Source organism: Apolloniradiicaulis salifontis (genome assembly GCF_053756655.1).
This window is the reverse complement of record NZ_CM132387.1, coordinates 725,204-738,137: the sequence shown is the minus strand read 5'-3', so window position 1 is coordinate 738,137 and position 12,934 is coordinate 725,204. Positions and strand designations below refer to the sequence as shown.

Genomic DNA, 12,934 nt, shown 5'->3' with positions numbered 1-12,934 from the left:
TCGCCATAAAGGGGCTCATTTTCGATAAGCTCGGGCCAGCCGCTCCGGGCTGTCGCCGCAATAATAGCGCGCCAGCAGGCTGAGATTCTTCGCCGAGCGTTTCAGATACCCCTCGCTGACAAACCGCTCTGCGCTGGTCACCGCGCGCGCCGGCAGGGCGCAGAGGCGCCGGCGTCCGATACGACGCACCAGATCCACGTCTTCGAAAAGAGGCCAAGGCTTGTAGCCGCCCAGCCGGGCGTAAAAGGCGGCTGAAATCAGCAGGCCCTGATCGCCATAGGGCAGCGCGAAGGTCTTGCAGCGCCAGGCCACCATGCGCTCCAGCCGGCGCGCGCGGGCGCCCGGCTCGTCCAGCGTGAAGCGGAAATAGCCCGCCCGGTCCAGGTCGGCGTTGGCCTCCATGAAGGCGCGCGCCCGCCCGCTCCAGCCCGGCTCCAGCACCGTGTCGGCGTGCAGAAACAACAGCCAGTCGCCGCGCGAGGCGCGCGCCAGCGCCGCTTCGCCCCCGGCGGCCAGCTGGGCGCCGCGCCCCTTCGTTCCACTGAGAATCGCGCAGCCGGCCTGGCGCGCCAGACGCACCGTGGCGTCGCTGGACCCGCCATCGGCCAGGATCCACCCGGCGCACAACCCCGCGCGCTCGCCCTCGGCAAGGCTTTGCAGCGTGGCGGACAGACGCGGGGCGGCGTTGAGCGCAGGTATGACGGTCACGATACGGCTCATAGGCGCCAGACAAGCACCGGGAGGGGGGCGGGAGTCAACGGAAAAATGTTCTTGCTTCGTTCCATATTCGGAGTCAGCATCTTCCCATGACAACCCGTTTCGTCCCGCCCCCCAGGTCTGAACCCCTCGAAGAGCCGCTGCGCCCTAAGGGCCGCGGCGCCGTATCCAACGCATCCGGACGCTTCGAGCGCGAGCGCCGCGAGCCCTTCGATGACGGCTGGGGCGAGGCCGACCCGGCGCCGGCGCGGCTGAAGACTACGCTGATCAAGGATTCCTCGCGGACCATCATCTCCACCAATGACAGCCCGGACATCAGCTTTAACCGCTCGATCAATCCCTATCGCGGCTGCGAGCATGGCTGCGTCTATTGCTACGCCCGGCCCAGCCACGCCTGGTGGGGGTATTCGGCCGGGCTGGATTTTGAAAGCAAGCTGTTCTTCAAGGCCGACGCGCCGGCGCTTCTGGAAAAGACCTTCCGCAAGAAAACCTATGAGGTCGAGCCCATCCTCATCGGCGCCAACACCGACGCCTATCAGCCCATCGAGCGCGATCTGAGGATCACCCGCGCACTTCTGGAGCTGTGCCTGAAATTCAAGCATCCGGTCAGCGTGATCACCAAATCAGCCAGCATCACTCGCGATCTCGACGTGCTGGGCGAACTCGCCTCGCTGGGGCTCGCGAAAGCCGCGATCTCGCTCACCACGCTGGACAGAAAGCTCGCCCGCGCCATGGAGCCACGCGCCGCCACGCCGAAACGCCGGCTGGAGGCGATCGCAGCGCTATCGCAGGCCGGCGTGCCGGTGACGGTGATGACCGCGCCGGTGGTGCCGGGCCTCACCTGCCACGAGATCGAGGCGCTGTTGAAATCCGCCGCCGAAGCCGGGGCGAATTCTGCGGGATATGTGCTCCTGCGCCTGCCGCTGGAGGTGCGCGACCTCTTCGTCGAATGGCTGAAAGCCGCCCGGCCCGGCCAGGCGGACAAGATCATGTCGCTGATCCGCCAGACCCGCGGCGGCAAGGATTATGACGCCCGCTGGACTGTGCGCGGCGTCGGCGAAGGCCCGGTGGCCGAGCTTATCACTCAGCGCTTCCACGCCGCCGTGCGCCGCTACGGCCTTGATACTCCGCGCGTGTCGCTGCGTTGCGACCTGTTTGAACGCCCGCTGGAGACCGACGCGCAGATGAGTTTGTTTTAGAGCGCTTCTCAGGCTAGCCTCACGGGTAAGACGCGCTTAAGCTGCATCAAGGTGAAGAACGGGGAAGCTCGGGAGAGGTTATGGGGCTGGTTTCAAATACGGCCGCCCGTCTTTTAGCCATCCTCATCGCAGGGCTGCTGTTGAGTGCATGCGAGGACGCCATGGACACCATGGTTCGCACCATAGCCGATGACGAAGCGATCGCGCTTTCCGATCTCACGGTCGACACGCTCCTCGCACGCGATGATGCAGGCCTGCGCACCTTGCTTCACAGCGAGGCGGCGCCCCTCTTCACCGATGAGACGCTCGCGCAGATGTTCGACTACCTGCCTGCAGATCCACCCAGCTCGCAAACCGCACTGCGAGCCAACTGGTCCACTGTCGGCCTGGGAGGGAACGGAAGCGAGCGACGCTTTGACATTATCTACCGGCTTGATTTTTCAGGCCCTGAGAGCGAAGCCGGCCGCAAGGAATTCATTAAAGTCGGTCTGTTCGCCCAAGGCGACGCACCGCTTCAGCTGGTTGAGCTGCGCGTCTTTCCGGCGCCCGCGCCGATCTATTCCAACCCGGGTGAGTGGCCCGCCGGCTTCTGGATCGGTCTGGTTCTGACGCCGGCGACGGCGCTTTTCTGCCTCGCGGCTCTTGTGTCGGTCTGGCGCACCCCGCGCGTGAAGCGCCGGATCTGGTGGAGTCTGTTCATCGTGTTCATCGGCTATCCGATCTTCGGCTTCTCCACCCAGACCGGCGGATGGGGCCTTGTCGCACCGGACGTCACCGAAAACGGCGGCCTGCATTTTCAGTTATTCCAGTTCGCCCTGATGAGCGCATCGTGGATGCATGAGCCCCTCACCGGCCACCATGTCTTCCACGTCGCGGTTCCGGTCGGCGCGCTGCTCTTCTTCGTGCAGAAGACACGCGGCAGGCTTGCCCTTAAAGCCCAAAAAGGCGAGCAGAACACCGATGATACGCCCCCCGACGCCGGCCCTCCTCACCCCCCTTCGAACCCTGTTTCGCCATGACGGCGCCGCGCCGCTCATCGTAGGTCTCGACGAGGCCGGGCGCGGGCCGCTGGCTGGGCCGGTGGTGGCGGCGGCGGTGATTCTGCCGGCGGATTTTCGCGATATCGCTGCGCTTTCCGGCATGACCGATTCCAAGAAGCTCACCGCCAGACGGCGCGAGGTGCTGGCGGGCGAGATCCGCGCCTGCGCGCTCGTGGGCGTCGGTGTGGCGGAGCCGGCCGAGATTGACCGGCTGAACATCCTGCACGCCTCCATGGCGGCCATGGCGCGGGCGCTGGCGGCGCTGCCCTGCACGCCCCACGAAGCGCTTGTGGATGGTAATCGCCTGCCGCCGGGTCTGCCCTGCCCCGCCCGCGCCGTCATCGGCGGCGACGGGATCGAACCGTCGATCAGCGCGGCCAGCATCATCGCCAAGACGGTGCGCGACGCGCTGATGATCGAGGCGGATGCACGCTTTCCCGGCTATGGATTCGCCGGGAACAAGGGCTATGGCGCCGCGTCCCACATGGCTGCGCTGGAAAGCCTGGGACCCACAGCGATACATCGGTTAAGCTTCGCTCCGGTGAGAGCCGCGCACCGGTTAACGCGGCGCGTGGTGAATCGAGCTTAACCATCGGGTAAGGCGAAACGATTCACCCCTCTTGGACCAGCGGTTCCTTGAAGAGGCGTTTTCACAGTGTCAGGCCCGGCGAACTCCACCCTTCCTATCGACGTGATCATCGAAGGCGATTGCGTGGAGGCCATGAAGGCCATGCCCGACGGATGCGTCGATCTGATTTTCGCCGATCCGCCCTATAACCTGCAGCTGGGCGGCGATCTGCACCGGCCCGACAACTCCAAGGTCGACGCCGTGGACAATGACTGGGACCAGATCGGCGATTTCGACGCCTATGATCTGTTCTCCTGCGCCTGGCTGGAGGAAGCGCGCCGGGTTCTCAAACCCAATGGCGCGCTTTGGACCATCGGCAGCTATCACAACATCTTCCGCGTCGGCTCGTTTCTTCAGGATATGGGCTTCTGGATCCTGAACGACGTGATCTGGCGCAAGTCCAATCCGATGCCGAACTTCAAGGGCACGCGCTTCACCAACGCCCATGAGACCCTGATCTGGGCGGCCAAGACCAAAGCTGCGCGCCCCACCTTCAACTACGCCGCCATGAAGGCGCTGAATGATGGGGTGCAGATGCGCTCCGACTGGACGCTGCCGATCTGCGCCGGCGCCGAACGGCTAAAGAACAAGGAGGGCAAGAAGGCCCATCCGACGCAGAAGCCGGAAAGCCTTCTGCACCGCGTGCTGCTGGCCACCACCAATCCCGGCGACATCGTGCTGGACCCGTTCTTCGGCACAGGCACCACCGGCGCCGTGGCGAAAAAGCTTGGCCGCCATTTCATCGGGCTGGAAGCTGATCCCGATTACGCCGAGGTGGCGCGAAAGCGCATCGCCGCGATTCTCCCCGGCGACGCGGACGCGCTGAAAGTCACCCAGTCCAAACGGTCCCTGCCGCGCATTCCCTTCGGGGCGCTGGTGGAGGCGGGGCTCCTGAAGCCCGGAGACACGTTGTATTGCAGCCAGGGCCGACGCACGGCGCGGGTGCGCGCCGACGGCACGGTGGCGGCCGGCGCCGAATGCGGCTCCATCCACCAGGTCGGCGCCCATGTGCAGGGCGCGCCCAGCTGCAATGGCTGGACCTTCTGGCATGTGCGTCAGGCGGGCGGGCTTGCACCCATCGACATCCTGCGCGCGCGCATCCGGGCGGAGATGGAAGTTTAGGGCCTTGGCCGGCGCGCCTGAAGCGCGGCGCACTCAGCGCGAGATCATGAGAATGAAGAAATTCGGGTCCCGGTTCGATCCCCGGCGACGGCCGGGGGCGAGACCGGGATCTGCGACGCTTAAACGGTGAAACGCTGAGCGGGCGGCTCAGGCTGGTATGGCGTTTAAACCTTCGAGCCTGGTAGATCCCGGTCTTCCCCCCGGACCTTTGTCCGGGGATGAAACCGGGAACCGGAGCGCGCCTACCCCTCCAGCAGGCTCCGGCCGATATTCAGGAAGCGGTCGCGGCGGTGTTTTTTCAGCTCCGCGGCGCTGAGCCCGTCCAGGCTGGAGAGCGAGGCCTCGATGGCTTCGCCCACGCGCTCGATGGTCTGGGTGCGGTTTCTGTGGGCGCCGCCCAGCGGTTCTGGAATGATTGAATCGATGATCTTCAGCTCGATCAGATCCTGAGCCGTGATCTTCATGGCCATGGCCGCGTCGCGCGCCCGCGCCCCGTCGCGCCACAGGATCGAGGCGCACCCTTCCGGGCTGATCACCGAATAGATGGAATGCTCCAGCATCAAAACCGTGTTGGCACTGGCCAGCGCCACCGCGCCGCCGGACCCGCCCTCGCCGCAGATCACCGACACCAGCGGGGTTCCCAGCGTCAGGCAGCGCTCGGTGGAGCGGGCGATGGCCTCGGCCTGGCCGCGCTCCTCCGCGCCGATGCCGGGATAGGCGCCGGCGGTGTCCACCAGGGTGACGACAGGCAGGCCAAAGCGGTCGGCAAGATCCATGAGGCGGATCGCCTTGCGATAGCCTTCCGGGCGCGCCATGCCGAAATTATGCTTCAGGCGGGTCTGGGTGTCGTGGCCCTTCTCGTGGCCGATGATCACCACCGGGCGGCCTTTTAAGCGGCCCGTCCCGCCGACAATGGCGTGGTCCTCGCCAAAACGGCGATCGCCGGAGAGCTCTTCAAAATCATCGACCAGATGTTCCAGATAGTCTTTCAGGTGCGGGCGTTCTGGATGGCGCGCCACCATGGTCTTGCGCCAGGCGTCGAGCTTTGAATACAGCGTCTTGAGCTGATCGGCCGACTTCTGGCGCAGGCGCGCGACCTCGTCCTTGGCGTCCGGCGCGTCCTCGCCGTTGCGCGACAGAACCGTCTCCAGCTCCTCGATCTTGGAGTCGAGTTCGGCGATGGGGCGTTCAAAATCGAGATAGGTGCGCGTGGGGTTCGACATCATCCGTCCTGAAAAACGCGGCCACGCGCGCAGGTTATGCGCGTTCAGCCCGGAGCGCCGAAACTATAGACCGCTGTTCGTGAACGCAATCACCGCACGGCGCCCGCGCCGAACGTCAGTAACGCAAAGTGCGGCGCCCGCGCCGAACGTTCATGAAGCCCGCCGCGCCAGGCGCAAAGAAACGCGGCGGCTGTTTCCAGCCGCCGCGCTCTTTGGCCTGTCCGATGGTTACTCGGCAGGGGCGTGGTTCACATGGGTCTTGCCCGACGGGATGCGGATCTCCTCCACCATGTCCTGCACGTCCTGGGGCGGGGCCTTGGTGGCCAGCGCCACCGTGATCGACACCGCAAAGGACAGCGCCATGCCGATGGCGCCGAAGCCCTCCGGCGAGACGCCCAGGAACCATTGCGCTTCGGTCCCGGCGGCGAAGCTCGGCAACACGCCGAACACGCCGGCCAGGAAGGTCAGCACCATCACGCCGGCCACCGCCAGCATGGGTTTGGTGTCGCTCTCGCTCTTCAGGCCGAAGTGCAGGATCACCATCACCGCGCCGATCAGGAAGGCGCAGGCGGCGATAACGCCGGAGCTGAAGCCGATCTTGAAGTGCACGATATAGGCGGCGGTGGTGATCAGGCCGACGGACATGCCGGTGATCGCCCCTTCCTTGTTCATGCGCTTCCAGAAAATCCCCAGGAAAATCACCGGGAAGAAGCTCGCCGCAGCCAGGCCGAAGGCGAACGCCACCACGGCGGCCACAAAGCCCGGCGGATTGATGCCGGCATAGATCGCCACCAGCACCGCGCCCACCGCCGCAAACCTCGCCACCAGAAGCTCCTGGGTGTCGGTCATGTTTTTAAACAACACCTTGCGGCACAGATCGTGGGACACCGCCGAGCTGATCACCATGAGAAGCCCCGCCGCCGTGGACAGCGCCGCAGCCAGGCCGCCGGCGACCACCAGGCCGATCACCCAGCCGGGCAGATTGCCGATCTCGGGATTGGCCAGCACGAAGATGTCGCGGTCCAGCGTGGTGACTTCGTTGGCGGTTTCGTCGGCGCGGTACTGGATCCGGCCGTCGCCGTTCTTGTCGGTGAAGCCCAACAAGCCGGTGCGCTCCCAGTTGTAGAACCACTGGGGCGTCGCGCCCTCGCCCTGTTCGGCTGCGCTGGCTTCGCCGCGGGCCACGTCCACCGAGTAGGCGCTTTCATTGACCGTCTCGATGAAGTTGGAGCGCGCGAACACCGCCACCGCCGGCGCCGTGGTGTACAGCAAGGCGATGAAGATCAGCGCCCAGCCGGCCGATTTGCGGGCGTCGGAGGCCTTGGGCACCGTGAAGAAGCGGATGATCACGTGGGGCAGCCCCGCCGTGCCCACCATGAGCGCCAGCGTGATGCAGAACACGTCGATCTTGGCTTTCTGCCCTTCAAGATAGGAGGCGAAGCCCAGCTCGGTGAGCGTGGCGTCCAGGCTCTGCAGGAGCGGCACGCCGGAGGTCGTGTCGCTGATGAAGCCCAGCTGCGGGATCGGCGTGCCAGTGATCTGCAGCGACAGGAAGATCGCAGGAACCGTGAAGGCGAAGATCAGCACGCAGTATTGAGCGACCTGGGTGTAGGTGACGCCCTTCATCCCGCCGAGCACCGCATAGAACAATACGATTATGGCGCCGATGATGACCCCCAGCTCGATGTCCACGCCGAGAAAGTTGGAGAACGCGATGCCGGTGCCGCGCATCTGGCCGGAGATATAGGTGAAGGAGATGAACAGCGCGCAGATCACCGCGACGATGCGCGCGGCCTGGCTGTAATACCGGTCGCCGACAAAGTCGGGCACGGTGAACTTGCCGAATTTGCGCAAATACGGCGCCAGAAGCAGCGCCAGCAGCACAAAGCCGCCCGTCCAGCCCATGAGGAAGACCGAGCCGTCATAGCCCATGAAGGCGATGAGGCCGGCCATGGACAGAAAGCTCGCCGCGCTCATCCAGTCGGCAGCAGTGGCCATGCCGTTGAACACCGGGTGGATGTCGTGGCCAGCGACGTAGAAGTCGTCGGTGGTGGAGGCGCGCGCCCACACCGCGATGCCGATATAGAGACCAAAAGTCGTGATGACGAAGAACGCCGTCCAGAACAGGGTCGGGGTCATGCCGAAGATCGTGGAGTCCATGATCGCCTCCCTCAGCCTTCGTCGTCGTCGATGTCGTACTTCTGCTCGATGCGATGCATCAGCGCGGAGTAGACGAAGATCAGGATGACGAAGACGTAGATCGAACCCTGCTGAGCGAACCAGAAGCCAATCGGCGCGCCGCCAATGGACCACTGGTCGAGGACATCGCGGAACAGGATGCCCGCGCCGAAGGACACCGAAAACCAGACGGCCAGAAGAATGAGCATGAGACGCACATTCTCGGCCCAGTACTTCTTCATCGCGGCTCTGGTGGCGTCGTGATCATCGCCGCCGGGCGCGGCGGACCCGGCCGGCGTTTTTGAAGTCGCCATCTCGCGCTCCTCCCCTTTGCGGCCGGTTTGTCCCGGCTTTCACCCAGCGTATCAGCGATAAAGTCCGGGAGGCAGCCCGGCATCGGTCGAAAGGGCGCGTTGCGCCGGTGGCGAAGCGTCCCCTACTCCGCCGGCGGGCCGTCGGGCGAGGGCCGCCAGTCCGGCGGGGCGAGGGTGAAGCCGGAAAACTCAAAGCCCGGCGCCACGACGCAGCTCACCAGCGTCCAGGCGCCGAGGCTTTCAGCCGCTTGCCAGGCGCCCGTGGGCACGACGCCCTGGGGCCGCTCGCCGGCGCGAAGGTCCGGGCCCAGGCGCTGGGCGCGGGCGGTCACGCCGTCCTCGCTGATGGTCAGGGCCAGCGGCGCGCCGGCCTGCCACAGCCAGATCTCGGCGGCGTCCACCTTGTGCCAGGCGCTCACCTGGTCAGCGGCCAGCAGAAAGTAAATCGCGGTGGACGTTGCGCGCCCGTCGGCGCCGGGCGCATCGCGGAAGGTCTCGGCGTACCAGCCGCCTTCGGGGTGCGGGCTCATATCCAGCATGCGCACGATTTCCTGAACGCCAAGATCGCCAGTGCCGCGCATTTTATATCCTCCCGCCGATTAACCGGATTTCCATCCGTCGCTGTGTAGGTTCATTCAGTCAATCCAGGTCTTACAGGCTTTTCAAGCATGGCGCGCGACAGTTTCGGCAAGCTCAGCTTTCTCAAGCGAGGCGGATCCACCAGCCGGGTGATCGATCTTGTCTCCATCAAGGAACGCTTCGGCGCCACGCCCGGCTGGGCCGACGCGCCCATGTTCCGCATGCCGCACCTGAACAGGGGCTTCGTGGTCAAGCACACCCTGCGCAACTGGGAGCGCGAGCAGCTGGGCGGAGCCAGCACCTCGGCCACAAAGGTGATCATCCCGATCTCCGACAAGGATCTCGATCTGGGCGGCCATTCGATCTTTGTGGAGGATCCCCAGTTCGAACGGCTCATGGCCAGCCATCTGGGCGTGACGCCGGACAACGCCGCCTTCGCCGCCGATGTGGCGCGCCTGCGCGACCTGGCGACCCTACCGAGCTTTGATCCCTATCTGCTGCACGAATATTTCCGGCGCGGCGGCGACCGGATCGACCCGTGCTATTTCACGATCTCGACCGAAGAACTCACCAAGATCACCGAATATGTCGCCGCCCAGATCGACATGCTGGTGCGAAAGGCCATGGGCGGCGCCAATGCGGCCAGCATGGAGAAATCGCGCCGCCTGGCCAAAGTCCTTTTCGAGGATGAGGATTCCGAACAGCTCGTCGTCCTGCGCGACGCGCTGCGCATGACCCGGCAGGAATATCGCGACGGCGTGTTCGGCTGGAAGGGGACGCTCTACTATTCCTGGCGGTCCAGTGACTGTTATGCGGACGTGACAGGATTTCTAAAAGATATCAAAAGCCTGCGCGTTGTAGGACTGTCCGACGCCGACCGCGCGGAAATCCGCACCATCATCAGCTCCATCACCCAGCTCTCCATGGGCCGCTGGGGCCGGCTGAAGACCCGCCTCGACAGCTATCACGCCGAGTTTCGCCAGTTTGTCGAACGCGGCGATCCGGCGGCGCTGAAGACCTTCATGTCAAAGGCGCCCGGCCTGTTTGTGGAGATGGGCGAGGATATCGGCCGGCTGCAGCACGTCTCTTCCTTCTGGCGGTTCTGGACAAAGGACCGGCGCGGCGCGCCCATGAGCGCCATGGAGGCGTTCAACCTGCTGCCCGATTTCGAGGCCGCCCTCCAGGTCACCGATCTCAAGGACGCCGCCTGAGCCGTTCACCGTGCCAGAAGGCCGGTCCGCCGCCCAAATCCGTTTTCATCGCAAGAATCAGCCGCCTCGCCGTACACCGCGTGCGGGTCTCGCGCGCCCTTGCTATCAAGGTCCCACTCCAGGTTCCCCTGGGGTTTGGATCGCACCTGCAAAGGCGCAGCCCCCAAGGCTGCGTCTTTTTTTTAGCGTCCGCCGCCCGCCGCGCCTCACAAGAGCCGGCTGCGAGCCTCAAGCCCAAGTCTGGCCGCTTTCATCATGACGCTGGGCAGCCCGGCCTCGGACAAGGCGTCGATCGGCGCCCAGACGCCGGCCGGCGGCGTCCAGTCCGCCGGCGCCGCCGCGCACCGCACAGAAAGGCGCAGTTCAAAATGGGTGAAGACATGGCGCACCTCGCCGGCCGCTCGCCAGGCCGCGCTGAAGGGCGTCGCGGCGTCGATGTCGTCCGCCTCAGGCCCCTTCACCGTCCAGTCGGTTCCCGGCAGCTCCATCATGGCGCCCAGTAATCCCGTCTCCGGGCGCCGGCGCAGCCAGAGCGCGCCGTCCTTCACCACATGAAAGCAGACGCCGGCGCGTACCGGCTTGGGCTTTTTCTTTTCTTTCAGCGGATAGCGGGTCTGGTCGCCATGGGTGCGCGCGGCGCAGGCGAAGGCCCATGGGCAGGCGGCGCAATCGGGCGATCTGGGCGTGCAGACGGTGGCGCCCAGATCCATCAAGGCTTGCGCGTAATCGCCGGGACGCTCCGGATCAGCGAGTTCAGACGCGCGCGCCTTGATGGCGGGCTTGGACTTCGGCAGCGGGGTCTCGATCCGGTCCAGCCGGCTGATCACTCGCTCCACATTACCGTCCACCACGCTGGCGGGCTCGTCAAACGCGATCGCGCGGATGGCGTTGGAGGTGTACTCGCCAATGCCCGGCAAGGCGCGCAGGGCCTCAAGATCGCTGGGAAACACGCCGCCCAGATCATCGGCCACCACTTGCGCGCATTTATGAAGATTGCGCGCCCGGGCGTAATAGCCAAGGCCCGCCCAGGCCGCGAGCACATCGCCGCGCGGCGCGGCCGCGAGATCGCCCACGCCTGGCCAGCGCGCCAGAAACCGCTCCCAGAAGGGCGCGGCGTGGGGGGCGGTGGTCTGCTGCAGCATGATTTCGGACAACCAGACCGCATAGGGATCGGCGCTGCGCCCCGCGCTGCGGTCTTCCGGGCGCACCCGCCAGGGCAATGTGCGCCCCGTGCGGTCGTACCAGGCCAGCAGCGCGGCGCGCAGCTTTGCGGTCTCACGGGAGTTTGACAGGGCATTCTTCCTTGCATGCTTGCGCCGGGGCCATCCGCGCGCGATCCTTGAAAGCATGAGCCGATCACGCCCGCCTTCAAGTCCGACGTCACGCCCCGGCGCAGCTTCGCTACGCCGCCGGGTCGCGCGCGTCGAGGCGGGATCGGAGGACGACGCCTGGGCCTGGGCCCAGACCCACCGGGCGCGGCCCGCCGCCAAAGCGCCGCCGAGCATAGGCCGCGCCGCGGTGAAAGTCGTGCGTCCGCTGGAAAAACAGCTGAGCCCCGCTATGGCGGAGCTGGAGGCCAACTGGGCCGAAATCGTCGGTGCGGCGCTCGCTCAGTACACCCGGCCGGAGAAATATCATTCCGGCGCAGGCGGGCTGACCTTGCGTATCCGGGCCAAAGGCCCGGCGGCGGCGCTGGCCGAGGCTCAGGCGCCGCGAATCCTCGAACGCGCCGCGCGCTACTCGGGCAAGCCGGCGAAAAAGCTGAAGATCGTGCAGGGGCCCATCACCGAGTCCTTTGCGCCCAAGCCGGTGCGCCAGCCGCGCATCACCAAAGTGGCCAGCCTTGACGGCGGCCGTAAAAGCCTTGAGGCCTTGCTTGAAGACTGGGCCGAAGCGGTCGCGCGGCGCGAAGGCGCCCCGGTCGCCGGCCTGCGTCCGCCTCGCCTTGATGATGAAAACGGGAAGACCTGACATGATGACAAACCGCATCGCCGCTCTCGCCGCCACCGGCTTCGCCGCCCTCGCCCTCATTGCGTGCGGCGACGGATCGGCCGCCTCGGACGGGCGCAGCCAGTATGAAGTGGCGGGCGACCACGCCAAGGGGGCGCCCGATGCGCCCGTGACGTTGATTGAGTACGCCTCGGTGGCCTGCGGCGGGTGCGCCGCCTGGCATGAAGCGGCCATGCCGACCGTCCAGGAGTATGTGGACAGCGGCGATGTGCGCTATGTCTTCCGCGAAATGGTCACCGGCCAGCCCCAGCTCGCCTTCGCTGGCTTCATGCTGGCGCGGTGTGCGCCGGAAGAGCAGTATTTCGACGTCGTCGACGTGCTTTTCGAACAGCAGCGCGCCCTGTTCACGGCGATGCAGCAAGGCCAGGCCCAGACCCAGTTCCAGCAGATCGCCCGCACGCTGGGCTTCTCCAACGACGAATTTCGCGCCTGCATGGCCAATGAAGAGCTGCTGAGCCAGGTTCAGGCCGCCAACGAGGCCGCAGTGGCAGCGGGTGTGGGCGCCACGCCGACCTTCTTCGTCAACGGCCGGCTTCTCGAAGCGGTGTCCAACCCGGACGGGTCCGGCCAGGCCTATGGCGTCAACGGCCAGGCGCTGGTGGACGATCAGGGCGCCATTCCCGCCACGTTCGAGGGCGAGACTTTTGAGCGAATCATTCTTTACTTCAAAGCTCGCGCCGAAGAGTAGGCGCGGATGGATGGTGGCGCGGGTC

Annotated in this window: 13 protein-coding genes; 7 read left to right on the top strand and 6 right to left on the bottom strand. The window is 65.8% G+C overall.

The window, feature by feature from the left end:
- Positions 1-15: 15 nt before the first annotated feature.
- Positions 16-708, bottom strand: coding sequence for a TIGR04283 family arsenosugar biosynthesis glycosyltransferase (locus ACWCOP_RS03500; RefSeq protein WP_478249847.1), 693 nt, complete (start codon positions 706-708; stop codon positions 16-18).
- A gap of 98 nt (positions 709-806) precedes the next feature.
- On the opposite strand from ACWCOP_RS03500, the gene ACWCOP_RS03495 reads away from it, so the two are divergent.
- The 4 genes from ACWCOP_RS03495 (at position 807) to ACWCOP_RS03480 (ending at position 4,706) form a co-directional block, all read left to right on the top strand.
- A complete protein-coding gene (locus ACWCOP_RS03495; protein WP_478249846.1) occupies positions 807-1,916 on the top strand; it encodes a PA0069 family radical SAM protein in 1,110 nt (369 codons plus the stop codon).
- Between the two features lie 80 nt (positions 1,917-1,996).
- On the top strand, positions 1,997-2,935 hold the full coding sequence (locus ACWCOP_RS03490) for a hypothetical protein (protein WP_478249845.1): 939 nt from the start codon (positions 1,997-1,999) through the stop codon (positions 2,933-2,935).
- Positions 2,877-3,545: a ribonuclease HII gene (locus tag ACWCOP_RS03485; protein WP_478249844.1), complete on the top strand. Its 669-nt coding sequence runs from the start codon at positions 2,877-2,879 to the stop codon at positions 3,543-3,545. The genes ACWCOP_RS03490 and ACWCOP_RS03485 overlap by 59 nt, the downstream gene beginning before the upstream one ends.
- 132 nt (positions 3,546-3,677) lie before the next feature.
- Positions 3,678-4,706, top strand: coding sequence for a DNA methyltransferase (locus tag ACWCOP_RS03480; RefSeq protein WP_478250643.1), 1,029 nt, complete (start codon positions 3,678-3,680; stop codon positions 4,704-4,706).
- A gap of 242 nt (positions 4,707-4,948) precedes the next feature.
- Here ACWCOP_RS03480 and ACWCOP_RS03475 read toward each other — a convergent pair whose 3' ends face one another.
- The 4 genes from ACWCOP_RS03475 to ACWCOP_RS03460 all read right to left on the bottom strand — a co-directional run bounded on the left by ACWCOP_RS03475 (position 4,949) and on the right by ACWCOP_RS03460 (position 9,002).
- Positions 4,949-5,929: an acetyl-CoA carboxylase carboxyltransferase subunit alpha gene (locus ACWCOP_RS03475; protein WP_478249843.1), complete on the bottom strand. Its 981-nt coding sequence runs from the start codon at positions 5,927-5,929 to the stop codon at positions 4,949-4,951.
- Positions 5,930-6,157: 228 nt separating this feature from the next.
- Entirely contained in the window at positions 6,158-8,068 is a 1,911-nt protein-coding gene (locus tag ACWCOP_RS03470) for a sodium:solute symporter family protein (RefSeq protein WP_478250642.1), read from the bottom strand.
- Between the two features lie 32 nt (positions 8,069-8,100).
- Complete coding sequence (locus tag ACWCOP_RS03465; protein ID WP_478249842.1) at positions 8,101-8,421, bottom strand: DUF4212 domain-containing protein; 321 nt, start codon at positions 8,419-8,421, stop codon at positions 8,101-8,103.
- Positions 8,422-8,543: 122 nt separating this feature from the next.
- Positions 8,544-9,002 carry a cupin domain-containing protein gene (locus ACWCOP_RS03460; protein WP_478249841.1) on the bottom strand — a complete coding sequence of 153 codons (459 nt, stop codon included), beginning with the start codon at positions 9,000-9,002 and terminating at the stop codon, positions 8,544-8,546.
- Between the two features lie 87 nt (positions 9,003-9,089).
- Between ACWCOP_RS03460 and ACWCOP_RS03455 the strand changes: the two genes are divergently transcribed.
- Positions 9,090-10,211: a hypothetical protein gene (locus tag ACWCOP_RS03455; protein ID WP_478249840.1), complete on the top strand. Its 1,122-nt coding sequence runs from the start codon at positions 9,090-9,092 to the stop codon at positions 10,209-10,211.
- A 206-nt stretch (positions 10,212-10,417) separates the two neighbouring features.
- Here ACWCOP_RS03455 and mutY read toward each other — a convergent pair whose 3' ends face one another.
- Positions 10,418-11,560 carry an A/G-specific adenine glycosylase gene (mutY, locus tag ACWCOP_RS03450; protein ID WP_478249839.1) on the bottom strand — a complete coding sequence of 381 codons (1,143 nt, stop codon included), beginning with the start codon at positions 11,558-11,560 and terminating at the stop codon, positions 10,418-10,420.
- Between mutY and ACWCOP_RS03445 the strand changes: the two genes are divergently transcribed.
- Positions 11,559-12,182, top strand: a complete 624-nt coding sequence (locus tag ACWCOP_RS03445; RefSeq protein ID WP_478249838.1) for a DciA family protein — start codon at positions 11,559-11,561, stop codon at positions 12,180-12,182. The genes mutY and ACWCOP_RS03445 overlap by 2 nt on opposite strands.
- 1 nt (position 12,183) lies before the next feature.
- Entirely contained in the window at positions 12,184-12,909 is a 726-nt protein-coding gene (locus ACWCOP_RS03440) for a thioredoxin domain-containing protein (protein ID WP_478249837.1), read from the top strand.
- Positions 12,910-12,934 lie beyond the last annotated feature (25 nt).

What these genes read in the sequence shown, in the direction of transcription:
- ACWCOP_RS03455 (WP_478249840.1), top strand. Translation starts at nt 9,090, where the DNA reads ATGGCGCGCGACAGTTTCGGCAAGCTCAGCTTTCTCAAGCGAGGCGGA.
- ACWCOP_RS03460 (WP_478249841.1), bottom strand. Translation starts at nt 9,002, where the DNA reads ATGCGCGGCACTGGCGATCTTGGCGTTCAGGAAATCGTGCGCATGCTG.
- ACWCOP_RS03490 (WP_478249845.1), top strand. Translation starts at nt 1,997, where the DNA reads ATGGGGCTGGTTTCAAATACGGCCGCCCGTCTTTTAGCCATCCTCATC.
- ACWCOP_RS03440 (WP_478249837.1), top strand. Translation starts at nt 12,184, where the DNA reads ATGATGACAAACCGCATCGCCGCTCTCGCCGCCACCGGCTTCGCCGCC.
- ACWCOP_RS03475 (WP_478249843.1), bottom strand. Translation starts at nt 5,929, where the DNA reads ATGTCGAACCCCACGCGCACCTATCTCGATTTTGAACGCCCCATCGCC.
- ACWCOP_RS03485 (WP_478249844.1), top strand. Translation starts at nt 2,877, where the DNA reads ATGATACGCCCCCCGACGCCGGCCCTCCTCACCCCCCTTCGAACCCTG.
- ACWCOP_RS03445 (WP_478249838.1), top strand. Translation starts at nt 11,559, where the DNA reads ATGAGCCGATCACGCCCGCCTTCAAGTCCGACGTCACGCCCCGGCGCA.
- ACWCOP_RS03480 (WP_478250643.1), top strand. Translation starts at nt 3,678, where the DNA reads ATGAAGGCCATGCCCGACGGATGCGTCGATCTGATTTTCGCCGATCCG.
- mutY (WP_478249839.1), bottom strand. Translation starts at nt 11,560, where the DNA reads ATGCTTTCAAGGATCGCGCGCGGATGGCCCCGGCGCAAGCATGCAAGG.
- ACWCOP_RS03465 (WP_478249842.1), bottom strand. Translation starts at nt 8,421, where the DNA reads ATGGCGACTTCAAAAACGCCGGCCGGGTCCGCCGCGCCCGGCGGCGAT.
- ACWCOP_RS03470 (WP_478250642.1), bottom strand. Translation starts at nt 8,068, where the DNA reads ATGACCCCGACCCTGTTCTGGACGGCGTTCTTCGTCATCACGACTTTT.
- ACWCOP_RS03495 (WP_478249846.1), top strand. Translation starts at nt 807, where the DNA reads ATGACAACCCGTTTCGTCCCGCCCCCCAGGTCTGAACCCCTCGAAGAG.